The 22,526-nt window shown below is 69.8% G+C and carries 17 protein-coding genes; 9 read left to right on the top strand and 8 right to left on the bottom strand.

The genetic code is table 11. The features are described from left to right. Positions 1 to 332, bottom strand: a 332-nt coding sequence (locus ABS772_RS09480; protein WP_350394002.1) for a hypothetical protein, incomplete at its 3' end; no start/stop codon positions are given. 69 nt (positions 333 to 401) lie between these two features. Here ABS772_RS09480 and ABS772_RS09485 point away from each other — a divergent pair. The 3 genes from ABS772_RS09485 to ABS772_RS09495 are packed head-to-tail and all read left to right on the top strand — an operon-like array spanning position 402 to position 4,392. Then, positions 402 to 1,391, top strand: a complete 990-nt coding sequence (locus ABS772_RS09485; RefSeq protein ID WP_350394003.1) for a hypothetical protein — start codon at positions 402 to 404, stop codon at positions 1,389 to 1,391. Next, the gene (locus ABS772_RS09490) at positions 1,373 to 3,415 is read left to right on the top strand and encodes a glycosyltransferase (protein ID WP_350394004.1); all 2,043 of its coding nucleotides are present in this window, start codon (positions 1,373 to 1,375) and stop codon (positions 3,413 to 3,415) included. Before ABS772_RS09485 ends, ABS772_RS09490 begins: the two co-directional genes overlap by 19 nt. After that, entirely contained in the window at positions 3,412 to 4,392 is a 981-nt protein-coding gene (locus tag ABS772_RS09495; protein WP_350394006.1) for an NAD-dependent epimerase/dehydratase family protein, read from the top strand. The genes ABS772_RS09490 and ABS772_RS09495 overlap by 4 nt, the downstream gene beginning before the upstream one ends. Before the next feature lie 56 nt (positions 4,393 to 4,448). On the opposite strand, the gene ABS772_RS09500 is transcribed toward ABS772_RS09495, so the two are convergent. Together ABS772_RS09500 and ABS772_RS09505 are read right to left on the bottom strand one after the other, a co-directional pair. Beyond that, positions 4,449 to 5,165: a nucleotidyltransferase family protein gene (locus ABS772_RS09500; RefSeq protein ID WP_350394008.1), complete on the bottom strand. Its 717-nt coding sequence runs from the start codon at positions 5,163 to 5,165 to the stop codon at positions 4,449 to 4,451. A 10-nt stretch (positions 5,166 to 5,175) separates the two neighbouring features. Continuing rightward, positions 5,176 to 6,171, bottom strand: coding sequence for an SDR family NAD(P)-dependent oxidoreductase (locus ABS772_RS09505; protein WP_350394010.1), 996 nt, complete (start codon positions 6,169 to 6,171; stop codon positions 5,176 to 5,178). A 611-nt stretch (positions 6,172 to 6,782) separates the two neighbouring features. On the opposite strand from ABS772_RS09505, the gene ABS772_RS09510 reads away from it, so the two are divergent. From ABS772_RS09510 to wecB, 4 genes are read left to right on the top strand one after another with little or no spacing between them, the layout of a single operon-like run. Next, positions 6,783 to 7,424, top strand: coding sequence for a glutathione S-transferase family protein (locus ABS772_RS09510; RefSeq protein WP_350394012.1), 642 nt, complete (start codon positions 6,783 to 6,785; stop codon positions 7,422 to 7,424). Between the two features lie 4 nt (positions 7,425 to 7,428). Beyond that, positions 7,429 to 8,304: a dTDP-4-dehydrorhamnose reductase family protein gene (locus ABS772_RS09515; RefSeq protein WP_350394014.1), complete on the top strand. Its 876-nt coding sequence runs from the start codon at positions 7,429 to 7,431 to the stop codon at positions 8,302 to 8,304. After that, entirely contained in the window at positions 8,304 to 9,338 is a 1,035-nt protein-coding gene (locus ABS772_RS09520) for a polysaccharide biosynthesis protein (RefSeq protein ID WP_238258144.1), read from the top strand. The genes ABS772_RS09515 and ABS772_RS09520 overlap by 1 nt, the downstream gene beginning before the upstream one ends. A gap of 22 nt (positions 9,339 to 9,360) precedes the next feature. Next, the gene (wecB, locus tag ABS772_RS09525) at positions 9,361 to 10,497 is read left to right on the top strand and encodes a non-hydrolyzing UDP-N-acetylglucosamine 2-epimerase (RefSeq protein ID WP_350394016.1); all 1,137 of its coding nucleotides are present in this window, start codon (positions 9,361 to 9,363) and stop codon (positions 10,495 to 10,497) included. An 81-nt stretch (positions 10,498 to 10,578) separates the two neighbouring features. On the opposite strand, the gene trmFO is transcribed toward wecB, so the two are convergent. Together trmFO and ABS772_RS09535 are read right to left on the bottom strand one after the other, a co-directional pair. Next, positions 10,579 to 12,003 (bottom strand): methylenetetrahydrofolate--tRNA-(uracil(54)-C(5))-methyltransferase (FADH(2)-oxidizing) TrmFO, encoded by a 1,425-nt coding sequence (gene trmFO / locus ABS772_RS09530; protein WP_350394018.1) that lies wholly within the window; start codon positions 12,001 to 12,003, stop codon positions 10,579 to 10,581. Between the two features lie 70 nt (positions 12,004 to 12,073). Continuing rightward, positions 12,074 to 14,224: a methyl-accepting chemotaxis protein gene (locus ABS772_RS09535; protein ID WP_350394020.1), complete on the bottom strand. Its 2,151-nt coding sequence runs from the start codon at positions 14,222 to 14,224 to the stop codon at positions 12,074 to 12,076. Between ABS772_RS09535 and ABS772_RS09540 the strand changes: the two genes are divergently transcribed. Together ABS772_RS09540 and ABS772_RS09545 are read left to right on the top strand one after the other, a co-directional pair. Continuing rightward, on the top strand, positions 14,121 to 14,483 hold the full coding sequence (locus ABS772_RS09540) for a hypothetical protein (protein ID WP_350394041.1): 363 nt from the start codon (positions 14,121 to 14,123) through the stop codon (positions 14,481 to 14,483). The two genes, ABS772_RS09535 and ABS772_RS09540, sit on opposite strands and share 104 nt — an antisense overlap. Before the next feature lie 165 nt (positions 14,484 to 14,648). Beyond that, positions 14,649 to 16,271 (top strand): calcium-binding protein, encoded by a 1,623-nt coding sequence (locus ABS772_RS09545; RefSeq protein ID WP_350394021.1) that lies wholly within the window; start codon positions 14,649 to 14,651, stop codon positions 16,269 to 16,271. A gap of 93 nt (positions 16,272 to 16,364) precedes the next feature. Here ABS772_RS09545 and ABS772_RS09550 read toward each other — a convergent pair whose 3' ends face one another. The 3 genes from ABS772_RS09550 to uvrA all read right to left on the bottom strand — a co-directional run bounded on the left by ABS772_RS09550 (position 16,365) and on the right by uvrA (position 22,201). After that, complete coding sequence (locus tag ABS772_RS09550; RefSeq protein ID WP_350394023.1) at positions 16,365 to 17,339, bottom strand: S1C family serine protease; 975 nt, start codon at positions 17,337 to 17,339, stop codon at positions 16,365 to 16,367. A gap of 341 nt (positions 17,340 to 17,680) precedes the next feature. After that, positions 17,681 to 18,622, bottom strand: coding sequence for a transporter (locus ABS772_RS09555; protein ID WP_350394025.1), 942 nt, complete (start codon positions 18,620 to 18,622; stop codon positions 17,681 to 17,683). A gap of 522 nt (positions 18,623 to 19,144) precedes the next feature. Next, on the bottom strand, positions 19,145 to 22,201 hold the full coding sequence (gene uvrA / locus ABS772_RS09560) for an excinuclease ABC subunit UvrA (protein WP_350394027.1): 3,057 nt from the start codon (positions 22,199 to 22,201) through the stop codon (positions 19,145 to 19,147). Positions 22,202 to 22,526 lie beyond the last annotated feature (325 nt).

Genomic DNA, 22,526 nt, shown 5'->3' on the forward strand with positions numbered 1-22,526 from the left:
AGTTCAGGCGGGAGACCCGGCATCGCGTCGTCGATGCGGCGCAGTTCGACCGCTACGGGTTCGATCCGGAGAAGGTCACCGAGATCCCGCCGGAGGCGTTGCGAGACATCCCGATCGGCCTGCCGCTCGGACCCTACCTCGCCACGACGCCGGCCGAGCGCGAGTCTTTCGAAAGGCTGCTGGAACGTCTCCATCCCGACCGGCCGGCGCTGCTGCTGCTGCTGGAAGAGCGGGACGGATTCGCGGAGCGCTTCGCCGCCCACATTCAGGGGGCCGTCCGCCGACAGGTTTTCGCCACCCACGATCAGGAGACCGTCCGCCGCCAGGTCCATGTCCTGTTCGGCTGGCTCGAGGACGGGCGCCTCCTCCTCTCCTCCGGGCTGCCCGACACACCGGGCGCCGTGACGGTGCGGCCGGCCGATTCGGCGCTGGCGTCGCTCGCGCAGACTCTGCGGATCGGCCGGATCGACCTGCTTGCAACCCGGTTCAGGCCCGCCCTGCAGAAGGTCGTGGATGCGCTCGGCTGTCCGTTCGATCTCACCCCGATGATCATCCCTTCGGCGCCGGGGAACTCGGGCAAAGAGGCGGACGAGACGATGCGGGCGCTCGCCCGGCAGGCCACCCGCATCGTCGCGTGCAGCGACAACATGCTGGCCGCTCTGCGCGACCGGCTGCCGGGGCTGTCGATCACGACCGGTCTCAATCCCGAGCCGCGCAAGCTTCGCCTGTTCCGCGTGCATCCGGCCCGGCTCGATGCGGACGAGGACCTGCGCATCGTGATCTGGAACGACGCCTCGGAGCCCAAGGATCGTCCCACGGATCGTCCCACGGATCGCCTCGTGGCCGAGACCGTCGCCGCCGTTCGCGATGGCGGCCTTGCGGCCCGCTTCTTCAGCCTCGACGGGTCGCCGACGGCGTCGTCTACCGCCCTGCGGGATCTCGGTCCGGCCGATCGTTTCGATCTCAACAAGCTGGTCTGCATCCTGCGCCCGCACCTCGTTTGGTTCACGAGTCCGGCGCCGGAGGCGCTCGATTCCCGGGTCTCGGCCGCCATCGCGCAGGGCCTGCCGATCTTGGCAAACGCGGCCTGCGGTCTGGGCTTGCGCTTGGCAGACCGGCCCTACACCTGGATTCTGCCCGCCGACGCGACCGCAACGACCGTGCGGGACGAACTCGCGGCAATCCGAGGGCGGTGGGATTCCGAGTACGACCACATGCGCCGAACCAAGGTCGCGCCAAGCTTCTATCCGGGTTCCTATCTCGCCTGGGTCGGACCGGACGGACCATCCCAGGCCGAGCCGGCGCCCGGCGATGCGACCGCCCCTACGCGGGCGTCGTTCTTCGCGTCGGCCTCGATCCTCGCGGCGAAAAAATGGCGGCTCTTCAAATGACCAACCCGGCCGCAGCCGGATCGACGGCTGGGCGCCGGCCGATCCGCGCCCTGATCTGCGATTTCGACGTCTTCTCGGCACGCGGCGACGGGCAGGTGTTCTATCGCCGGATGATCGAGCGGCATCCGGACTGGACCTTCCTCTATCCCTCGCGGGGGCGCGACCTCAGGGGTGAGGTGCGTGCCCGGCTTCCGGCCAACGCACATCCCTACGGCTTCGACCGTTTCCTCGAGCCTCGTGAACTCGTCGGCACGCTGATGCTGGTGGGCCATGAGGAGAACACTCACGCGAAGCGCCTCTGCCAGATCGCCGTGCCGCTCCAAGGCCAGTTCCTCGATGTGGTCGAAGTGCCCTCGTTCTTTCCCGTGGCGCATCTCATCCGTCCGATCTTCGCCGCCTTCGGCATCGGTGTCGGAACGATCTCTCTGCGGGTGTCGGGCTCGCTGAGCGTCAGCAACCGCAACGCCGACGCGACAGGCATCCCGGCGGCGGAGTTTCCCGAGGATCTGGAGCGACGCTGCCTCGCCGGCGCCGACGTGAGCTACACGATCTCGGACTCCGATTCCGACGAGAACGACGGCGAGCACGATCGGACAAAGACCTCGGCGGTCATCGACATGCACGATGTCCTTGACAGGGTACCGCCGCCGCCCATGGCCCATCCTCCGGGAGAGGGATCACCCGATCTCTGGTTCGTCGGACAGTTCGACCCGAACGACGGCCCCGATCTCTTCATCGAGATCGCCGCGCGGGTTCCCCGTTCCCTCTACCGTAACTGCTATCTCTGCAGTCCGGAGGATCCGTTGGCTTCTTCGGAGCCAGGCTGGTCAGAGACGGTTCTCGCTCTGGCCCGCGAGCGAGGGGTTCCCGCCGAATATCTCGGCGAGCTCAGTCAAGAAGAGCTGTGGTCGCGCGCTTTCCGCGGCCGGTCGGTCGTCGTCATTCCCTCGCGTTCCGACGCCTTCAACCACGTGGCGATCGAGGCGACCATATCGGGCGCGCCGATTCTGCTCTCGAACCGGACCGGTGCCGCAGCCTTTCTCGAAGCGCATCACGGCGCCATCGCTCCGCTGACCATCGATCCCGACGATCTCGCCGACGCCGCGGGCCAACTCAAGCGCCTGCTCAGTGGATACGAGACGCGGAGCCGGCACCTGCGCAAGATCATCCTGACGGGTGGCTGGCCGGCGCCCCGCAACGGGTTCTTCACGGACGTGATCGGGTCCGCCCCGGCGGGATCGGGCCACGCCGATCCCGATCTGCTCGGGCGCGCCCGCGCGGCCGATCCGCTGAACCTGGCTCCGGCCCGGATCTGGCGCTCGGTGGCGCCGCCGCCCGCCGGGAACGACATCGAGATCATCCTGCGAGCCGGGCGGGACCGGGGGGCGCTCGAACGAAGCCTGACCACCCTGCGCACGGCCGAGGCGGATGGGCTCGCCGTGACGATCCTGGTGGAAACGGGACGGGAACCCGAGGGCCTGCCGCAGCTTCTGCGCAACTTCCATCCCGGCGCGACCACGCTCCGCTCGGGCGGCGCAGATGCGGCCGCGGCGATCAACGAAGCGCTGGAGCGGTCGCGCGCGGCGTCGCTCATGGTGATCGAGGCCGGCGACGGTGTCGAGGGTGGGGCCCTGCGCCGCCTCTTCCGGACCTTTCAGGCGACGCCCGCGGCCGATCTCGCGATCGGCCTCTGGTCGGAACTCGACGCGTTCGGGGCGATCCTGCGGGACGACCCGGCGGACGCGTTCGACCTGCGCGCCCTGATCGGTCCGGGGGCACGCCGCGGCGGCCTCCTGATGCGCCGGAGCGACCGCCTCATGATCGACGAGTCGATGGGGGATTGCGGTCTGCTCGACCTGTATGGCCGTCTCGCCGCGGCTCCCGTCGTGCGCGGCGCCGAGCGGATCGGCTGGTCCTGGCCCGCGGCCGACGCCGCCGGGTCACGCCGTCCGGCCGACCTGTCGCCGCTTCTCCTGAAATGGCTGCTCACTCCCCCGCGTCCCGACGCGCAGGACGCCGCTTGAGCACCGGGATGGAGGCGCGCCCCTCGCTCGACGGCGTCCGCGTGCTCGTCACCGGAGGCTCGGGCTTCCTCGGCCGGCATCTGGTCCGGGCCCTGATCCCGCTCGGAGCCGAGGTCGCGGTCCTCGTGCGCGATCCGGCGGCGGGCAGCCGGCCCCTGGCCGGAGACGGCGAGCCGGAGCGCGCCGGCCGCGTCACCCTGATGCAGGGCGATCTCCTGGACGAGGCGGCCGTGATCCGGGCGGCGGCGGGCGCGGATATCGTCTTCCATCTCGGCGGACGGGGCGGCGGCGGCGGATCGTTCCGGGACTTCACCGACGCGAACGTCACCGGCACCTGCAACGTCCTGACCGCCTGTGCGGCGCAGGCGGTCGCCCGCCTCGTCTTCGTCAGCTCCGCCGCCGTCTACGGAACGGGATCGCCGATCGCGCTCGACGAGGACCAGCCGCCCCGCGGCCGCAGCATCTACGCCGCCTCGAAGATCGCGGCGGAAGCCCTGGTCGCCGCCCATGTCGCGACCGGGCGGTGGGCCGTGACGCTACGCCCATCCAACATCTACGGCCCCGATCAGATGACCGACACGGTGGCGACCGCCCTCCTGGGTCAGATCGCCAGGACGGACGAGATCGTGCTCCGCGCCCTGCATCCGGTCCGCGACTACGTCTACGTTCGGGATGCCGTCGATGCGCTGCTCGCCGCGGCACGCCGGCCGGACCTGCCGCCGGGCCGCACGCTGAACATCAGCTCCGGTGCCGGGCACTCGGTCCGACAACTCGCGGAGGCCGCGATCGCGGCCGTGCGGCGGACCGAGCCGGATCGCAGCATCACGGTCCGACCGGTCGCGGAGCCGGCCGACGCGCCGTCCGACCGCCTCGTCTGCGACAACGCCGCCGCCCGCGCCGCGCTCGACTGGGCGCCGCGCGTCGGTCTCATCGACGGCCTGCAGGCGAGCTACGCTTCGCGGATCGGCCGCTCCTGACGCTTAATGGCGTCCGGCTCTCCGGCCTGGCGGAGGAGGGAAGGGCGGCCGGTTCGTCAGGCCGCCGGCAGGAAATGCTCGGGCCGGGCCGTGAACTGTTCCTGGGCCCGGGCGTAGTCGTCCGGCCGGCCGATATCGATCCAGTCGCAATCCTCGACATAGCTCACGACCTTCTGCGACGACGCCAGGAGCGCGCGCACGAGATCGGGCATGTCGAAGAAGGTGTCGGCCGGAATGAGGGGCGCGACGGCCTGCTTCGAGAGGACGTAGAGGCCCATCGAGGCCTCGAAATGCATCGACGGCTTCTCGCGATACTCCGACACCGTCAGGTCCGGCCCCACGGTGAGCGCCCCGAAATCCGCCTGCAGGGTCCGGCGATGGGTCGCGATCGTGGCGGCGGCGCCGCGATCCAGGTGCTCGCGCACCATCGCCGAGAAGTTCAGCGTCGTCAGGAGGTCGCCGTTCGTGACGATGAAGTGATCGGGCAGCTGATCGAGGTTGGCGGCGATCGGCCCGCTCGTGCCCAGCGGCTTGTCCTCGACCTTGTAGGTGATGTTGAGGCCGAGATTCGACCCGTCCGTGAAGAAGCTCCGGATGAGATGATGGAGATGGTTCACGGCCAGGATGACGTCCGTCACCCCGTGCTGGCGCAGCTGGCGCAGCAGGAGTTCGAGGATCGGCATCTCGCCGATCGGCATCAGGGGCTTGGGCATGACGGCGGTGTAGGGCATCAGGCGTGTGCCCTTGCCGCCGGCGAGAATGATGGCCTTCATCGCTTCGCTCTCAGACGACGTAGCGATCGACGTCCCGCCGATCGTGATGAGAGCGGAAATGGTCGATCGTCCGCTCCAGCCCCTCGCGCAGGCCGACCTTCGGCGCCCAGCCGGACTGCGCCTGGAAGAGGCGGTTGTCCGAGATCAGCCGCTCCACCTCGCTCTTGCTCGGGCGGATGCGCTGCTCGTCCGTCTCGATCACCGCCTTCGAGCCGACGATCTCGAGGATCATGTCCGCCACCTCGCCGACCGTCTGGCCGGAGCCGACGCCGAGGTTGAAGGTGCCGCCCTCGATGCCCGGGGTCACCGCCGCCGTCAGGAAGCCGTTCGCGGTATCCGTGACGAAGGTCAGGTCGCGCACCGGGGTGGTCGAGCCGAGCTTGATCACGCTCCGCTCCGGCTCCAGCGCCTGCATGATGACGGTCGGGATGAAGGCGCGGGCCGATTGACGCGGGCCGTAGGTGTTGAACGGCCGCACGGTGACGACCGGAACCTCGAAGGAGCGATAATAGGACTCGGCGATCTTGTCGGCGCCGATCTTGGAGGCGGAGTAGGGCGATTGCCCCTGGAGCGGATGGGCCTCGTCGATCGGAACGTACTGCGCCGACCCGTAGACCTCGGAGGTGCTGGTATGGACGACGCGCTGCACCCCGTGCCGGCGCGCCGCCTCGAGCACGTTGAGCGTGCCCTCGACATTGACCTTCACGTAGTTGCGCGGCGCCAGATACGAGTACGGGATCGCGATCAGGGCGGCGAGATGGAAGATGACGTCGATGTCCGCGGTGATCGCCTGAACGTATTCCGGGTCGATGATATCGCCGAAGACGTAGTCGATCTCGCGGTCGATCTCCGGGGCGATGCCGGACAGGTTCCCGCGATCGCGCATGGCGTTGTAGTGCAGCAGCGCCCTCACATTCGCGCCCTGCCGCACCGCTTCCTCGGCGAGATGGCTCCCGATGAAGCCGCCCGCGCCCGTGACGAGCACCCGTTTTCCGGAAAGGGTCAAGTGATGCTTCCCATCGTTGGCGGGCAGGACGGCCGATCGTTCGGCAGCGGTCGTCGGACCGCCTCTGGCCCCGGAGGAGCCCTCGGTCGAAGGCCCGCGGTGCGGAGCGCCAACTCCGGCGGTTGGGTTCGGGCCATTAGCCTAGTTCCCAGATACCGACAAGCGGCCGCCGGGCAGTGAGCCGCCTTGCCTGGCTAAATCCGGCATCGACGCGAAGAAGCCGCGGCGGTGCGGCGCGGTCTGAGTCCAAGACAGCGCTTCACGGCTGGTCAAAGAAGGCAACTATGCAACCTAGATGAATAAAATCGTGCAAAAATTACCTGAGGATATTTCGGCAAAAGCGAACGATCGCGGCTCCCTTCGACGTTGGTGCTTGGCGCCATGACTTGCCCCCGATAGAGATGGACGTACTCGCGCGGGCATGACGGTCTTCGAGCGGTGCTTCGTCGCATCGGCGCGACCTCCGCAGATCGGCGCCTCACACGGGAAGAAACCGGGAGCCTTCCCGGCTTCGAGCGGCGCCTGCGAAAGCGATCTTCGCCGTCGGGCCCTATCGAGACGCGAACGATGGTGTGGCCGCGATTGAGGCGAAGCGAGGCGGGATCGAGCTGATGCAGTTGTTCTACGCGCCGCGATCGCCGTTCTCGCGCAAGATCCTCGCAGCGATCGTCGAACTCGATCTGACGGCGCAGGTCGGCCTGGTCCGGGTCGATCCCTGGACCGACGAGGCGCTCCGCCGGCACAATCCCGCCTGCAAGGTCCCGACGCTCCTCCTCGACGACGGCTCGGCCCTGTTCGATTCCCCGGTCATCGCGCGCTACCTCGATACGCTGTCCGGACACACCCTGATCCCGCCCGGGCCTCAGGCCTGGGACGCCCTCCGGCGCGAGGCGCTGGGCGACGGCCTGGCCGAGGCGGTGATCCGCCGGTTCGTCGATCGGCTCGGTCCCCACGACGACCGCCTCGACCGCGTGGTGGCGCGGCAGGAGGCGGCCATCGCCGCGATCCTCGACCGGCTGGAGGCGGCACCGGACTGGATGCGGGCGCCCACCGATCTCGGACATCTCGCGATCGCCTGCGCCCTCGACTACCTCGACGGACGCTCGCCCGAACTCGCCTGGGGTGCACAAAGACGCTTGCTCGCGGCGTGGTTCTATGATTTCCGTGGCACTTCATCGATGAAAATCGCCGCAAATCCGGAAACAGGCTCTTTTCGCGCCATGGATCAAGCGCGTCCGCTGGTAGAGGTCTGAGAACTTGAAGATCGCAGTCTTAGGCTCGTCCGGGATGCTCGGAAGCGCCGCATTTAAATATTTATCCGGCCGCTTTCCCGGCTCAGTTTATGCGACGGCACGCTCGCCGGCGGTGAAGAAGATCTTTCCAGAAAGCGCCGCCAACATCACGATCGGGGTCGATGTCGAGAATGCGGACGCGCTGGCCGGCTTCCTGCGGGAGGTGCGGCCCGACGTGGTCCTGAACTGCGTCGGGGTCGTCAAGCAGCTCGCCTCCGCCGAGGACCCGCTGGTGGCGATTCCGATCAACGCCATCCTGCCGCACCGGCTGGCCCGGCTGGCCGATCTCGTCGGCGCGCGCCTGATCCATGTCAGCACCGATTGCGTCTTCACCGGCCGCAAGGGCGACTACCGCGAGAGCGACGCGCCGGATGCGGAGGATCTCTACGGGCGCTCGAAGCTCCTGGGCGAGGTCGACTACCCGAACGCCGTGACCCTGCGCACCTCCATCATCGGCCGCGAGATCGGCAGCCGGAACGGTCTCGTCGAGTGGTTCCTGTCCCAGAGCGGGCAGGTGCGCGGCTACCGGCGGGCGATCTTCTCCGGCCTCACCACCGACGAGCTCGCGCGGGTGATCGCCGACCACGTGCTTCCGAACCCGTCCCTGCGCGGCGTCCACCACGTGAGCGTGGACCCGATCAGCAAGTTCGACCTTCTCTCGATCGTCAAGGACATCTACGGCGTCGCGACCGAGATCGAGCCCGACGACGCCGTGGCGATCGACCGTTCCCTCAACTCGGACCGGTTCCGGGCGGCTGTCGGCTACGCGCCGCCCTCCTGGCCGGACCTGATCCGCAGCATGCGTCGCTTCGACGAAGCATCCTTCTCGCAGGTCCGCTGATGTTCTCGGGCAAGACACTCCTCATCACCGGCGGCACCGGTTCCTTCGGCAACGCGGTCATCCAGCGCTTCCTCGCGACGGATATCGGCCAGATCCGCGTGTTCAGCCGGGACGAGAAGAAGCAGGAGGACATGCGCATCCTCCTGCGCGATCCGCGGATCCGCTTCTTCATCGGCGACGTGCGCGAGTACAACTCGATCGCGCAGGCGGTGAAGGGGGTCGATTACATCTTCCACGCGGCGGCGCTGAAGCAGGTCCCCTCCTGCGAGTTCTATCCGATGGAGGCCGTGCGCACGAACATCCTCGGGGCCGAGAACACCCTGAACGCCGCGGTCGCCGCCGGCGTCGAGCGGATGGTGGTGCTCTCCACCGACAAGGCGGTCTACCCGATCAACGCCATGGGCCTGTCCAAGGCGATGATGGAGAAGCTGACGATCGCCAAGTCGCGCATCCTGCAGAAGGACGACACGATCCTCTGCGCCACGCGCTACGGCAACGTCATGGCCTCGCGCGGCTCGGTGATCCCGCTCTTCGTGAACCAGATCAAGGAGGGGCGCGACATCACCATCACCGATCCGGCGATGACCCGCTTCCTGATGTCGCTGGAGGATTCGGTCGACCTCGTGCTGTTCGCCTACCAGCGCGGGCGGCAGGGGGACATCTTCGTGCAGAAGGCCCCCGCCTGCACGGTGCAGGATCTGGCCGAGGCCCTGCGGACGATCTTCGAGGCGAAGAACGAGATCAAGATCATCGGCACGCGCCACGGCGAGAAGCTGTACGAATCCCTGGTCTCCCGCGAGGAGATGGCGCGGGCCGAGGACATGGACGGGTTCTACCGCATCCCCGCCGACGACCGCGACCTCAACTACTCGAAGTTCTTCACCTCCGGCGAGACCGCGATCTCGGCGGCCGACGACTACACCTCGCACAACACGCAGCGGATGAACCAGCAGCAGATCATCGATCTGTTGATGAAGCTCGACTACATCCAGCAAGCCCTGAAGCCCGACAGGCGGGCGCGGGCCGCTTCGTAGCTTCCGACTCGGGACGAGACCCTTGCGCAAGATCCTCACCCTGGTCGGGACCCGGCCCGAACTGGTCAAGATGTCGCTCGTGATCCGGGCGCTGGACCGGCTGACGAACCACGTTCTGGTCCATACCGGCCAGAACTACGATTACGAGCTCAATCAGGTCTTCTTCGACGACCTCGGCATCCGCCGGCCCGATCACTTCCTCGAAGCGGCCGGACCGAACGCGGCGGCGACGATCGCCCGGGTGATCGAGCGCGCCGACGCCGTCTTCGAACAGGAACAGCCCGACGCGGTGCTGATCTACGGCGACACCAATTCGGGGCTCGCGGTGATCCCGGCCAAGCGGCGCAAGATCCCGATCTTCCACATGGAGGCGGGCAACCGCTGCTTCGACCCGCGGGTGCCGGAGGAGATCAACCGCAAGGTCATCGACCACTTGAGCGACGTCAACCTCGTGCTGACCGAGCATGCCCGCCGCTACCTCCTGGCGGAGGGGCTGCCGGCGCAGCGCATCTTCAAGGTCGGCTCGCACATGGAAGAGGTGCTCGCCGCGTTCCGCCCGAAGATCGAGGCCTCCGACGTGCTGGCCCGGCTCGGGCTCGAGCCGGACCGGTTCTTCATCGTCTCCGCCCACCGCGAGGAGAACGTCGATTCACCGGCCCGGCTGCGGGTCTTCCTGGAAGAGCTCGGCCGCCTGCACGCCGCCTTCGGCCTGCCCATCGTCGTCTCGACCCATCCGCGCACCCGTGCCCGGCTGGAGGCGGTGGGCGACCTCGCGCTCCCGGACAGCGTGCGCTTCCTGCCGCCCTTCGGCTTCATCGACTACGTGAAGCTCCAGACGAGCGCCCACTGCGTCCTGTCGGACAGCGGCACCATCGCCGAGGAGGCCGCGCTCCTCGACCTGCCGGCGGTCACGTTTCGCGACGCGCACGAGCGGCCCGAGGGCATGGATGCCGGCACGCTGATCGTGGCGCCGCTCGGCAAGGTCTCCCTCGTCGAGGCGGTGCGCGCGGTGCGCGACGGCATCGGCGAGGGTCGCCGCTTCGCGGGCTCCGTCCCGGATTACCAGGGCGGCGCGGTCTCGACCAAGGTGGTGCGGATCGTCCTGTCCTACATCGATCAGGTCAACCACACCGTCTGGTCGAAGCCCGGCCCGTTCTGAAGAGCCCGGCTTTCCAAAAGGTCCGCACGGCCCTTCGGCGGGTGGTCGGGGCAGCGCCCCGACGCCGGGCGAAGCGGCGTTCTACTCCGCCGCGTGCGGAAGCCCGTCGCCCGCGATCCAGGCGGCGAGGTCGTCCCGCGCCCGGTCGGTCAGCGCGCGCTTCTTGAGCGCCGCCTTCTCGGGGCCGCGCAGGCGCTTGCCCGTCTCGTTGCGCGGCATCCGCTCCAGCGGCGGGAACAGCCCGAAATTCACGTTCATCGGCTGGAACGAGCGGGGCGCGTTCGCCTCCGCCGCCTCGTTCGCCGCGAGATGGCCGCCGGTGATGTGGCCGATCAGCGCCCCGAGCGCGGTGGTCGGGGGCAGGGGGGCGAGCGCGCCGCCCTCCGCTTCGGCCACCGCGTAGCGGCCGGCCATCAGCCCGACCGCGGCGCTCTCGACATAGCCCTCGCAGCCGGTGATCTGGCCGGCGAAGCGCAGCTGCGGCCGCGCCTTCAGCCGCAGGGTCGCGTCGAGCAGGCGCGGGCTGTCGAGATAGGTGTTGCGGTGCAAGCCCCCGAGCCGGGCGAACTCGGCGTTCTCCAGCCCCGGAATCGTGCGGAAGATCCGGACCTGCTCGGCGTGGCGGAGCTTCGTCTGGAAGCCCACCATGTTGAACAGGGTGCCCAGCGCGTTGTCCTGGCGCAGCTGGACGATGGCGTAGGCCTTCACCGTCGGGTTGTGCGGATTGGTGAGCCCGACCGGCTTCATCGGCCCGTGGCGCAGGGTCTCGGGGCCGCGCTCGGCCATCACCTCGATCGGCAGGCAGCCGTCGAAATAGGGGGTGGTCGCCTCCCATTCCTTGAACGCCGTCTTCTCGCCCGCGATCAGCGCGGCGACGAAGGCCTCGTACTGCTCCCGGTCCATCGGGCAGTTGAGGTAGTCCGCCCCGGTGCCGCCGGGACCCGCCTTGTCGTAGCGGGACTGGAACCAGGCCTTGCCCATATCGATCGAGTCGCGGTGGACGATCGGGGCGATGGCGTCGAAGAAGGCGAGCGATTCCCGGCCCGTCAGCGCCCCGACGGCCTCGGCCAGCGCCGGGGAGGTGAGGGGGCCGGTGGCGAGAATGGTCGAGCCCCACGCCTCCGGCGGCAGCCCCGCGACCTCCTCGCGGACGATCGTGATGTTGGGATGCGCTTCGAGCGCCGCGGTGACGGCGCGCGAAAACCCCTCGCGATCGACGGCGAGCGCCCCGCCCGCGGGGACTTGGTTCGCGTCCGCCGCGCGCATGATCAGGGAGCCGAGGCTGCGCATCTCCTGATGCAGCAGGCCGACGGCGTTGCCGTTGGCGTCGTCCGAGCGGAAGGAGTTGGAGCAGACCAGTTCGGCCAGCCCGTCGGTCTGGTGGGCGTCGGTGCCGCGATGGGGCCGCATCTCGTGCAGCACGACGGCGCGGCCGCCCTGCGCGACCTGCCAGGCGGCCTCGGACCCGGCGAGGCCGCCGCCGACGATGTGGATCGGGTTCGTCATCGCGACGGGATAGAACCACGCCGGCCCGCGATCAATGCGCGCGAGCGCGACACGGCCCGTCCTGCGATGCTCAGGCCGCCCGGACGTTGGAGAGGAACTGCTCCATCTCCGCACGGAGGGCGTGGGACTGCTCGGCCAGGGCGTCCGCCGCCTGGGCGACGGCGCCGGCCGCGCGGCCGGCATCGTCGGCTTCGGAGGCCACGGCGGCGATGCTCGCCGTCACCTCGCCGGTTCCGGCGGAGGCCTGGGCCATGCTGCGCACGATCTCCTGCGTCGTCGCGCCCTGCTCCTCGACCGCCGTGGCGATGCCGGTGGTCACGCCGCTCATGGTCTGGATCTGCGCGGCGATGTCCTGGATCGCCTGGGACACCCCGCCCGCCGCGGCCTGGATCGCGCCGACCTGCTGGCCGATCTCCTCGGTCGCCCGTGCAGTCTGGGAAGCCAGTTCCTTCACCTCGGCCGCGACGACGGCAAACCCCCGTCCGGCCTCGCCGGCCCGCGCCGCCTCGATGGTGGCATTGAGGGCGAGCAGGTTGGTCTGGCCGGCGATGGTCGAGACGAGGCCGACCACGTCGCCGATGCGGTTCGCCGCCGCGGCGAGGGCGGCCATCGTCTCCTCGGTGCGGCTCGCCGCCTCCACCGCCTGCGCCGACATGCCGGCCGCCTGCTCGACCTGACGGCCGATCTCCTCGACGGTGGCGCCGAGTTCCTCGGCCGCCGCCGCCACCGCGTTGACGTTGCCGGCGGTCTGCTGCGCGGCGCCCGCGACGCTGGTGGAGCGGGCCGCGGTGCTCTCGACGGAGTGACGCATCCGGCCCGACGAGGCCTGGAGCCCGCCCACCGCCTCCGAGACCCGCGCGACGATGGCGCCGACCGATTGCTCGAAGCGGTCGGCGAGGTCGCGCAGGAGGGCGCGGCGGCTCTGCTCCTCGCGCATCCGCGCCGCCTCGGTGGTCTTGAGCTGCTGCGCCGCCTCCTCCAGCGACAGGTCACGGATCGTTACCACGGCGCGGGCGATGTCGCCGATCTCGTCGCGGCGGCGGTGGCCCGGCACCTCGGCCAGGGGCTGGCGGGCGGCGAGCGCCTGGAGCGCGCGGGTCAGCGCGCCCAGCGGCACGACGAGGGAGCGGGTGAGCAGCAGGCCGGCCAGCCCGGTGCCAGCGAGCACGCACAGGCCGATCAGGGCCAGCGTGCGCGACAGGGCGCTCGCCGCGCGCACGGCTTCCGCCTCGCTCTGCTGCGCGATCACCGCCCAGGGCGCGCCGAGCACCGAGACGGCGGCGCTCGCCGCCATCTGGCCGCCCTCGGGCGTCGCGTAGGCGAAGCTGCCGCCGGCACCGGCCCGCTCGGCCGGGATGCCGATCGCGGCGAGCGGGGCGCCGGCCCGCACCCCGCGGGCCAGGGGCGGGTTGGAGCGCAGGCGCCCGTCGGCACCCGCCGCCACGATCTGTCCGGTCTCGCCGAGGCCCACGCGCTTGGACAGCGTCCGGTCGAACAGGGCCGGCGTCACGCGGAGCGCGATGAAGCCGAACCGCTCCGCCGCCTGCCCCGTCCCCATGGCGACGTTCGCGCGCTTGGTCAGGGCCCGGCCGATGAAGGCGGAGGGCCCCTCGCCGACGGGATAGGCGGAGAAATCCTCGAACACGACCGCGTCCGCATCCTGCGTCTTCAGCCGCGCGGCGAGGCGGGCGAGGCCGCTGCCGGCGAGCGCCGGATCGTCGAGGGACTTGGCGAAATCGGCGCCCTTGGTCGTGGTGTAGGCGATGCGGCCCTGCTCATCGACGACGATGAGGTCGCCGTAGCCGGGATCGGCGACGAGGCGGCGGGCCACCTCCTGCACCTTGGCGTGGCGGCGGCCGTACATCGTGCCGGCGGCGTCGAAGGCGAGGCGCGCCTCCGGTGTCGCGAGATCCCGCAGGGCCGCCGTGACGGCGGCGTGATCGGGCTTGGCCGGGTCGAGCGTCTCGATCAGATCGGGCGCGTTCGAGGCGACCTGCGGATGCCCGGCGACCGACAGGAAGTCGGCCTGCATCCGGTCGGCGACGAGTTCGATCGCGTCGCGCCGCGCCTCGGCGGCGAGCTGCAGGCGCTCGCCCGCGGCCTGGACGAGGCCGGACTTGGCCGACGACCAGCTCAAGGCCCCCATCGCCGTCGCGCTGAGCAGCGCGAGGCCGATGGTCGCCGCAGGCAAACGGGTGCTGATGCGTTGCAGGCTCGGCATGTCGTCGGATCAACTCGAAGGAAGAGACGGCGACGACGTAGAATCTCCGGCGTTAACGACCCGAGAATCTTGCGCATTTGTCCTGCCGAAATACGACGTCGCGCAGCCCGGAATGCTGTTTTCCGCCGCACGCGCACGGCCGGCATCGCATCACACCGCCCCATTCTTCATACATATGTTATCTTTTTTCGTCCGGCGGCCCGCGATCGCGCATGCTGAACGCGTCGTCCGGCGAGGCGTGCATCTGGAACCGGGGTAGCGGCCGCCGCGGATCCGCCCTCCCACGAACCGGCCCGACCGCTTCGAAAGGCTTAAGCCGCAATTGCCCACGGGTGCCACGTCGCGGCGGGTGGACCGAGGCCGCGCCCGCATTAGCGTTGCCCGCATTCCCGACATCCGGGCCGGATAAGCGGAGCGGACGGCAATGGCGATCTCTCCCGATGGGGCGCTGCCCTACGCCGCGTACGACGGCTACCTCGTCTCGCTCTATCCGTGGCAGGGGCAACGCGTCGCGCTCCTGACGGCGGCCGACGACCTCGACGGCGAGGTCGTGGAGGACATCCTGAACAGGATCGACGCGGCCTACGACGTCTATCGCGCGCTGACCGGTCAGGCCCCGGCGCCGTACAAGCTCTACAACGGCCTGCTCACGATCGCCGAGGTGCCCACCGCCCTCGGGGGCGCGGCGAACGCGATCGGCTTCCTTGGCGCCACCGGCATCGAGCTCACGACCGCCGCCTTCGACCAGCTCTACGCCGGCGCGGCCGCGGACGGCACCTTCGAGCAGACCGTCTTCTACGAACTGGGGCGAAACTTCTGGTTCTACGGTCCGCAGCTCGGGCAGGTGGACGCCTTCGTCACGGGCTTCGCGATCGCCAACCGGTTCGTGTCGATGCAGGAGGCCGGCATCCCCGGCGGCGCGTTCGGGGCGCTGCCCTTCGGCGAGTTCAGGCAATCCATCCTCGAAGACCTGGCGCAGACCTTCTTCCAGGAAGAGGGCTTCACGCTCGCCAACACGCTGGGCGCGGCGACCGGCGTGCCGAACGCCAACAACTGGGGTGCCGCGGACCTGGCCGCCTCCCTGCTCTACCAAGTCTACGAGGATCTCGGCCTCGACGCCTACGCGCGCTTCTTCCAGGAACTCGCGGGCCGTCCGGCGGCGGGGACGCCGGCCGCCGCCTTCGACAACCTGGTGGCCGCGGCGAGCCAGGCGACCGGGATCGATTACGGCTTCCTGAACAAGGGCGAGGGCGTCGCCTTCATCGTCGGCGGCCGGGACGCCGACCGGCTGGAGGCCGACGGCAGCGGCAACCCGGTCCTGGGCTTCGGCGGCGACGACACGCTCGTCGGCACGGCCGGCGTCGACCGGCTGTTCGGCGATGCGGGCGACGACGTCCTGCGCGGCGGGCGCGGCGCGGACACGCTCGTGGGCGGGGCCGGCGACGACACCTACTTCGTCGACAGGCCCGGCGACCGCGTGTTCGAGGGCCGGGGACAGGGCGCCGACCGGGTCGTGGCGACGAGCAGCTACGCGCTCGACCCCGGCCAGGAGATCGAAGCCCTGCAACTCGCCCGGAGCACCGGCTGCGCGCCCCTCTCCCTCACCGGCAACGCGTTCGGCCAGACGCTCGTCGGCAATGCCGGCGACAACGAGCTCGATGGCGGCGGCGGCGGCGACCGCCTCGCGGGCGGGCTCGGCTCCGACCGGCTCACGGGCGGGGAGGGCGCCGACAGCTTCGTGTTCGAGACCCGGCCCGGCCCCGGCAACGTCGATCACGTCACGGATTTCGCGTCGCAGGAGGACTTGTTCCACCTCGACCACGCGGTCTTCCGCCGCCTCGAGACCGGCGTGCTGGCCCCCGAGCAGTTCAAGGAACTCGGCCCGGCCAAGGCGGCCAGGGCGGACGCCGACGACCGCATCCTCTACAAGCAGAAGACCGGCGAGCTGTTCTACGACGCCGACGGCAGCGGGAAGAAGGAGGCCGTCCTGATCGCGGTGCTGGACAACCATGCCGCCCTCGACCACACGGATTTCCTCATCGTGTGACCCTCCGCCGATCCTTCGCCCGAGCGCATTCCGACCAAGGGGTCGCCGGTTCGTCGGCCTGCGCGTCGGGGCAGGGACCGGGAGCCGGCCCGGTCAGTGCAGCTTCGGCCGGACCAGGAACCGGTCGCGGTCGACCGAGGTGAGCGCGAGCCGCGTCAGGCGCCCGTCGCGGTTGATCGTGAGCGGCACGCGCACCCCCGCCTCGCCCAAGGCCCAGACCTGCCGGAAGAAGCCGGCGAGGTCGGCCACGGGCTCGCCCGCCACCTCGGTCAGCACGTCGCCCGCGCGCAGGTCGGCGGCTTCCGCCGGGCCCTTGTCGGCGGCCCCCATCACCACGACGCCGTCCTCCGTCTCCGTGGCGTAGAGGCCGAGCCAGGGGCGGGGCGGGCGGTCGGCGCGGCCGCGGGTCTCGAGATCGGCGAGGATCGGCGGCAGGAGGTCGATCGGCACGACCATGTTGATCGCCCGGCCCGCCCCCGAGCCGCCCTGCTGGAGCTGGAGCGAGCCGACGCCGATCAGCGCGCCGTCGGGTCCGATCAGGGCGGTGCCGCCCCAGTGCGGGTGGGCGGGCGTGGTGAACAGGGCCTCGTCGAGGACGTATTCCCAGTAGCCGGCGAATTCCTGTCGGGCGACGAGTTCGACCGCGAGGCTGTGCGACCGCCCGCCCGCCCCGGCGATCACCGCCCGCTCGCCGACCTGCAGCGCGTCCGAGCGCCCGAGCCGCAGGGCGGGCAGGTCGAGGCGGCCCAGCGCCTGGACGAGGCCGAAGCCGGTCTCGCCGTCGTAGCCGACGACGTAGGCCGGCACCGAGCGCCCGTCCTGCGTGGTGAGCCAGACGCTGTCGGCCTCCAGCACGAGGTAGCCGATGGTGAGCACCAGCCCGTCCTCGCGGATCACCACGCCGTTGCCCGCCCGCTCGGTGCCGAGCGTCTCCGCCGTGAAGGCGTCCGCCGGCACGCGGCTGGAGAGGGAGACGACCGAGGTCAGCGCCCGCTCCAGATCGTAGGCGTAATCGCCGGCCTTCGGCTGCAGGGCGGCCGGGATCCTGAACTCGCCGTGCGCGGACATGGGCTTCGATTTCCCTGCACCCCGCCCCTGAAGCCGCCCGCGGAAGACCTCCGCGGAACGGCTCCGATCCGGGCTGACGGGCGGTGCTCCCGACACAGATAGGCGGCGCACATCACCCCGACACCCACCCGGCGCCGCGTCGAATGGCGCCCGCAATCATGGTCGGGTGGTCGTGGACCGGAAACCGGGAAGCCCACCGGGGACGATGCCCTCGCCCCGGGCAGCCCGTGCCGCCCTTCGGACGGCGATCCCCCGAAAACGGATGAAGCCGCCCGGCCTCGCGGCCGGACGGCTTCGATCGTCCGAAGGTCGGGGACGCAGCGCGTCCCCGCCCCGTGTGATCAGTACTTGCGAACCAGCGGGGCCGGAGCCGGGGCCGCGGCCGCCACCGGGGTGTAGAGCGGGGCGACGATGCGGAACCAGCCGTCGGTGCTCTCGCGGACGCCGGCCGAGGTCACGACGTCGCGGGCGACGTAGGCCTGAACCGAGAACGGTCCGAAGTCGTAGCCGATGAGGCCGCCGAGGGCGAACCGGCCACCGCGACCGATGCGGCTGGTCGGGTCGTTCACGAAGGCGAGCAGGTTCGGGTCGAGGTTGACCGTGCCGTAGCCGATGGCGCCGATCTCGAACTTGCCGAACTTCTTGGTCGCGGTCAGGTCGATGTTGAACGCGTCCGAGATCTGCACCGGGCCGAAGAAGGCCGGGATGCCGTTCGGGCCGTTGAAGCGGCTGGGGGAGTCGTAGAAGTTGTAGGTCAGGTTGGCGGTCAGGTTCCAGCCGTCGCCGGTGTAGCTGATGGCGCCGCCGACGCGGTAGGTGTTGGAGGCCAGGATGTTCAGGCCGCCGCCGCGACCGGCGTTGAGCTCGTTGAGGTACGAACCGCCGAGCAAGCTGACGCCGATGTTGCCGCCGAGATCGAACGCCCAGATCGCGCCGACGAAGGTGCCGACGTTGATCGAGGTGTCACGGCCGCCCGCGGCGCGGCTGAAGGTGAACACGGTCGGGGGAGCCACGACGAACTCGAGGCGGCCGCCGAACGGCACGTAGGGGGTCGCCCACACCAGGATCGGAACGTTGACGGCGGTGTCGACCGCGGTCGCGTTCGGGCCGTCCGGGCTGCGATAGGTGAAGGTGTTGATGGCGTAGATGCCTTCGGGGAGCGGCGCGCCGACGGCCAGACCGACCTGCTCACCGGGAACCGTGGTCGTCTGCGCCTGGGCGACGGTCGCCGTCATTCCGGCCGTGAGCGCGATCGCGCCCGCGGCGAGCCAGTTCTTCATCATTTTTCTCGTTCCTTCCCAAGGATTTCAGGCGTCCGCCCCGTAGCGCCCGCATCCCTCTCGCCTCCCTCTCTCCCCAGAGCGGGTTGGCTGGCGTGATGCCGGTGCCCCCTACGGCCGCACCTCAAGTCTCGACGTCGGGAACTATTCTACAGACCGGCCGCGAAAGACAGGGGATTGCCTTCAATCTCGGCAGTTCGGATCTCACCGTTGCGCAAAAGTCGCATTTTCGCTGCGGAGCAACCAAGCCCTTAACGATCCCTTAACGCACGCATTCTTGGCGCGATGGCCTGCCGCGGGCCGGATCTAGGCGAAATAGTACATTGTCCTCAAGCGATTGACCCTAGCATTTGACCGGGATGGTCAGGCAGGGCGGACCGTGCAATTGCGCAAGTGCGAAGGCGGCGGCGGGCTCCCGCCGGACGCCGATCCCGCGCCGGGGCGGGCCGAGCGAAGCCCCGCGGCCCTCGAATCGCCGTCCCGCGCCACGGCCCCGGCCGGGCAGGCGCCGACCGGATTCGCCGCCTACTCGGCGGCCTGCCGGCCCGCGGCCGCCCCGCGGCGGCGCGGCGCGGCGCCCGCCTTCGGCTGAGCCTTCGCGGGCTTGGCCGTCGCCTTCGGCGCCTTCCCGGCGGGCCGGCGCGCCAGCACCTCGCGCAGGAAGCGGCCGGTATGGCTCGCCGTGCTCGCGGCGATCTCCTCGGGCGTGCCCTGCGCCACCACCTGGCCGCCGCCGTCGCCGCCCTCGGGGCCCATGTCGATCACCCAGTCGGCGGTCTTGATGACCTCGAGGTTGTGCTCGATCACCACCACGGTGTTGCCCTGCTCGACCAGCTCGTGCAGCACCTCCATCAGCTTGGCGACGTCGTGGAAGTGCAGGCCGGTGGTCGGCTCGTCGAGGATGTAGAGGGTGCGGCCGGTCGCCCGCTTCGACAGCTCCTTGGACAGCTTCACCCGCTGCGCCTCGCCGCCCGAGAGCGTCGTCGCCTGCTGGCCGACATGGACGTAGTGCAGGCCGACCCGGGCCAGCGTCTCCATCTTCTCGCGAATGGAGGGGACGGCCTTGAACAGGTCGGCGGCCTCCTCCACCGTCATGTCGAGCACGTCGGCGATGGACTTGTTGCGGTAACGCACCTCCAGCGTCTCGCGGTCGTAGCGCTTGCCCTTGCACACGTCGCAGGTGACGTAGACGTCGGGCAGGAAGTGCATCTCGATCTTGATGACGCCGTCGCCCGAGCAGGCCTCGCAGCGCCCGCCCTTCACGTTGAAGGAGAAGCGCCCGGCCTGGTAGCCGCGGGCCTTGGCCTCGGGGAGCCCCGCGAACCAGTCGCGGATCGGGGTGAAGGCGCCCGTATAGGTCGCCGGGTTCGAGCGCGGGGTGCGGCCGATCGGCGACTGGTCGATGTCGATGACCTTGTCGAGATGCTCCAGCCCCTCGATCCGCTCGAACGGGGCGGGATGCTCCAGGGCGCCGTTGAGGCGCTTGGCCGCCGCCTTGTAGAGCGTGTCGATCACGAGGGTCGACTTGCCGCCGCCGGAGACGCCGGTGATGCAGGTGAAGGTGCCGAGCGGGATTTGTGCGGTGACGTCCTTCAGGTTGTTGCCTCGTGCCCCGACGACCGTGAGCATCCCGCGGCCGGGCTTGCGCCGCGCCTTCGGCGTGTGCACCGAGAGTTCGCCGGTCAGGTACTTCGCCGTCAGCGAGGCCGGGTCCTTCAGGAGCTCCTCCGGCGTGCCCTGCGCCACGATCTCGCCGCCGTGGATGCCGGCGCCGGGGCCGACATCGACCACGTAGTCGGCCTGGAGGATCGCGTCCTCGTCGTGCTCGACCACGATCACCGAGTTGCCGAGGTCGCGCAGGCGCTTGAGGGTGCCGAGCAGGCGCTCGTTGTCGCGCTGGTGCAGGCCGATCGAGGGCTCGTCGAGGACGTAGAGCACGCCGGTCAGCCCCGAGCCGATCTGCGAGGCGAGCCGGATGCGCTGGCTCTCGCCGCCGGAGAGCGAGCCCGAGCCGCGGGCGAGCGTCAGGTATTCGAGGCCGACATCGACGAGGAAGGTCAGCCGGTCGCGGATCTCCTTCAGGATCCGGACCGCGATCTCGTTCTGCTTGTCGGTGAGCTTGCCCGAGATCTCGGAGAACCAGCGATGGGCCTCGCGCACCGAGAGCGCGGTGACCTCGCCGATGTCCTGCCGGTCGATCTTGACCGCGAGCGCCTCGGGCTTGAGCCGCTTGCCGGCACAGGCGGCGCAAGGGGTGGCGCTCATGAAGCGGCCGATCTCCTCCCGGCTCGCGTCGCTCTCGGTCTCCTTGTAGCGCCGCTCCAGGTTCGGGATCACGCCCTCGAACGGCTTGTTGACCGAGTAGGAGCGCAGGCCGTCGTTGTAGTCGAACCGCACCGATTCCTTGGCCGTACCGTAGAGGATCACGTCGCGCGCCTGCGCCGGCAGCGTCGACCACGCGACCGTGGTCTTGAAGCCGAAATGCTTGGCCAGCGCGTCGAGCGTCTGGTCGTAGTAGGGCGAGGTCGACTTGGCCCAGGGCGCCACCGCCCCGCGCTTGAGCGTGAGGCTCGCGTCCGAGATCACCAGTTCGGGGTCGATCCGCATCTCGTGGCCGATGCCGCCGCAGGTCGGGCAGGCGCCGAAGGGATTGTTGAACGAGAACAGCCGCGGCTCGATCTCGGGGATGGTGAAGCCGGAGACGGGGCAGGCGAAGCGCGACGAGAACGTGATTTTTTTGGGCGTCTCGCCCTCGGGCGTGTCGGCGAATTCGATGTCGGCGATGCCGTCGGCCAGCTCCAGCGCGGTCTCGAACGAGTCGGCCAGCCGCGAGGCGATGTCGTCGCGCACGACGATGCGGTCCACCACCACGTCGATGTCGTGCTTGAGCTTCTTGTCGAGCTTCGGCACGTCGTCGATCGGGTAGTACTCGCCGTCGATGCGCAGGCGCTGGAAGCCCTTCTTCTGGAACTCGGCGATCTCCTTACGGTACTCGCCCTTGCGGCCGCGCACCACCGGCGCGAGCAGGTAGAGCCGCGTCTTCTCCGGCAGGTCGAGCACCCGGTCGACCATCTGGCTGACGGTCTGGCTCTCGATCGGCTCGCCGGTGGCGGGCGAGTAGGGGATGCCGACCCGCGCCCACAGCAGGCGCATGTAGTCGTAGATCTCGGTCACCGTGCCGACGGTGGAGCGCGGATTCTTCGACGTCGTCTTCTGCTCGATGGAGATCGCCGGCGAGAGCCCGTCGATCTGATCGACGTCGGGCTTCGACATCATCTCGAGGAACTGGCGGGCATAGGCCGAGAGCGATTCGACGTAGCGGCGCTGGCCCTCCGCGTAGATCGTGTCGAAGGCCAGCGACGACTTTCCGGAGCCCGACAGGCCGGTGAACACCACGAACTTGTCGCGGGGAATCGTCAGATCGACGTTCTTGAGATTGTGCTCGCGGGCGCCGCGCACCGAGATGACGCGGGTGTCGCGCGCGCGCTCACCGGCGGCGTCGAACAGGGCGGAGAGCCGTGCGTCGGTCTTTTCCTCGGTGGCGGCCGCGGTCTCGGCTTTGCGGGCTTTGGCTTTGGCCATGGACGACAAATTCTCTGCGACGATCCGGGCGACCCGATGCTCTGCCCGATCTGTTCGGGCGGGCAACGGGCGTGCCGCGCGCGAGGAACAGGTTCCGGGGGACGGAAGATGGGTTGCGGGCGGCCCGAAACCACTAGAACGGAACGAGTACGACGGCAATGCCGTCGTGAAACGTTCGAGCCGCGGCCACGGGGGCGGACGTTCTAACCAAGGCGCGGACCTCCGGCCCGGTGGCGGACGGTTCCAGCACCACATACGCCATCCGGTTGATCGCTTCGGTCCTTTGCCGTCATGGCGCGGCTCAGCGAAATCAATTTAGCGCGCG

Source organism: Methylorubrum podarium, from assembly GCF_040270385.1.
Lineage (GTDB): Bacteria > Pseudomonadota > Alphaproteobacteria > Rhizobiales > Beijerinckiaceae > Methylobacterium > Methylobacterium podarium.

Excerpts from the sequence above, each read along its gene's own strand:
- ABS772_RS09550 (WP_350394023.1), bottom strand. The coding sequence starts at position 17,339 with ATGTCCGCGCACGGCGAGTTCAGGATCCCGGCCGCCCTGCAGCCGAAG.
- trmFO (WP_350394018.1), bottom strand. The coding sequence starts at position 12,003 with ATGACGAACCCGATCCACATCGTCGGCGGCGGCCTCGCCGGGTCCGAG.
- ABS772_RS09510 (WP_350394012.1), top strand. The coding sequence starts at position 6,783 with ATGCAGTTGTTCTACGCGCCGCGATCGCCGTTCTCGCGCAAGATCCTC.
- ABS772_RS09555 (WP_350394025.1), bottom strand. The coding sequence starts at position 18,622 with ATGATGAAGAACTGGCTCGCCGCGGGCGCGATCGCGCTCACGGCCGGA.
- ABS772_RS09520 (WP_238258144.1), top strand. The coding sequence starts at position 8,304 with ATGTTCTCGGGCAAGACACTCCTCATCACCGGCGGCACCGGTTCCTTC.
- ABS772_RS09545 (WP_350394021.1), top strand. The coding sequence starts at position 14,649 with ATGGCGATCTCTCCCGATGGGGCGCTGCCCTACGCCGCGTACGACGGC.
- ABS772_RS09500 (WP_350394008.1), bottom strand. The coding sequence starts at position 5,165 with ATGAAGGCCATCATTCTCGCCGGCGGCAAGGGCACACGCCTGATGCCC.
- ABS772_RS09535 (WP_350394020.1), bottom strand. The coding sequence starts at position 14,224 with ATGCCGAGCCTGCAACGCATCAGCACCCGTTTGCCTGCGGCGACCATC.
- ABS772_RS09490 (WP_350394004.1), top strand. The coding sequence starts at position 1,373 with ATGGCGGCTCTTCAAATGACCAACCCGGCCGCAGCCGGATCGACGGCT.
- uvrA (WP_350394027.1), bottom strand. The coding sequence starts at position 22,201 with ATGGCCAAAGCCAAAGCCCGCAAAGCCGAGACCGCGGCCGCCACCGAG.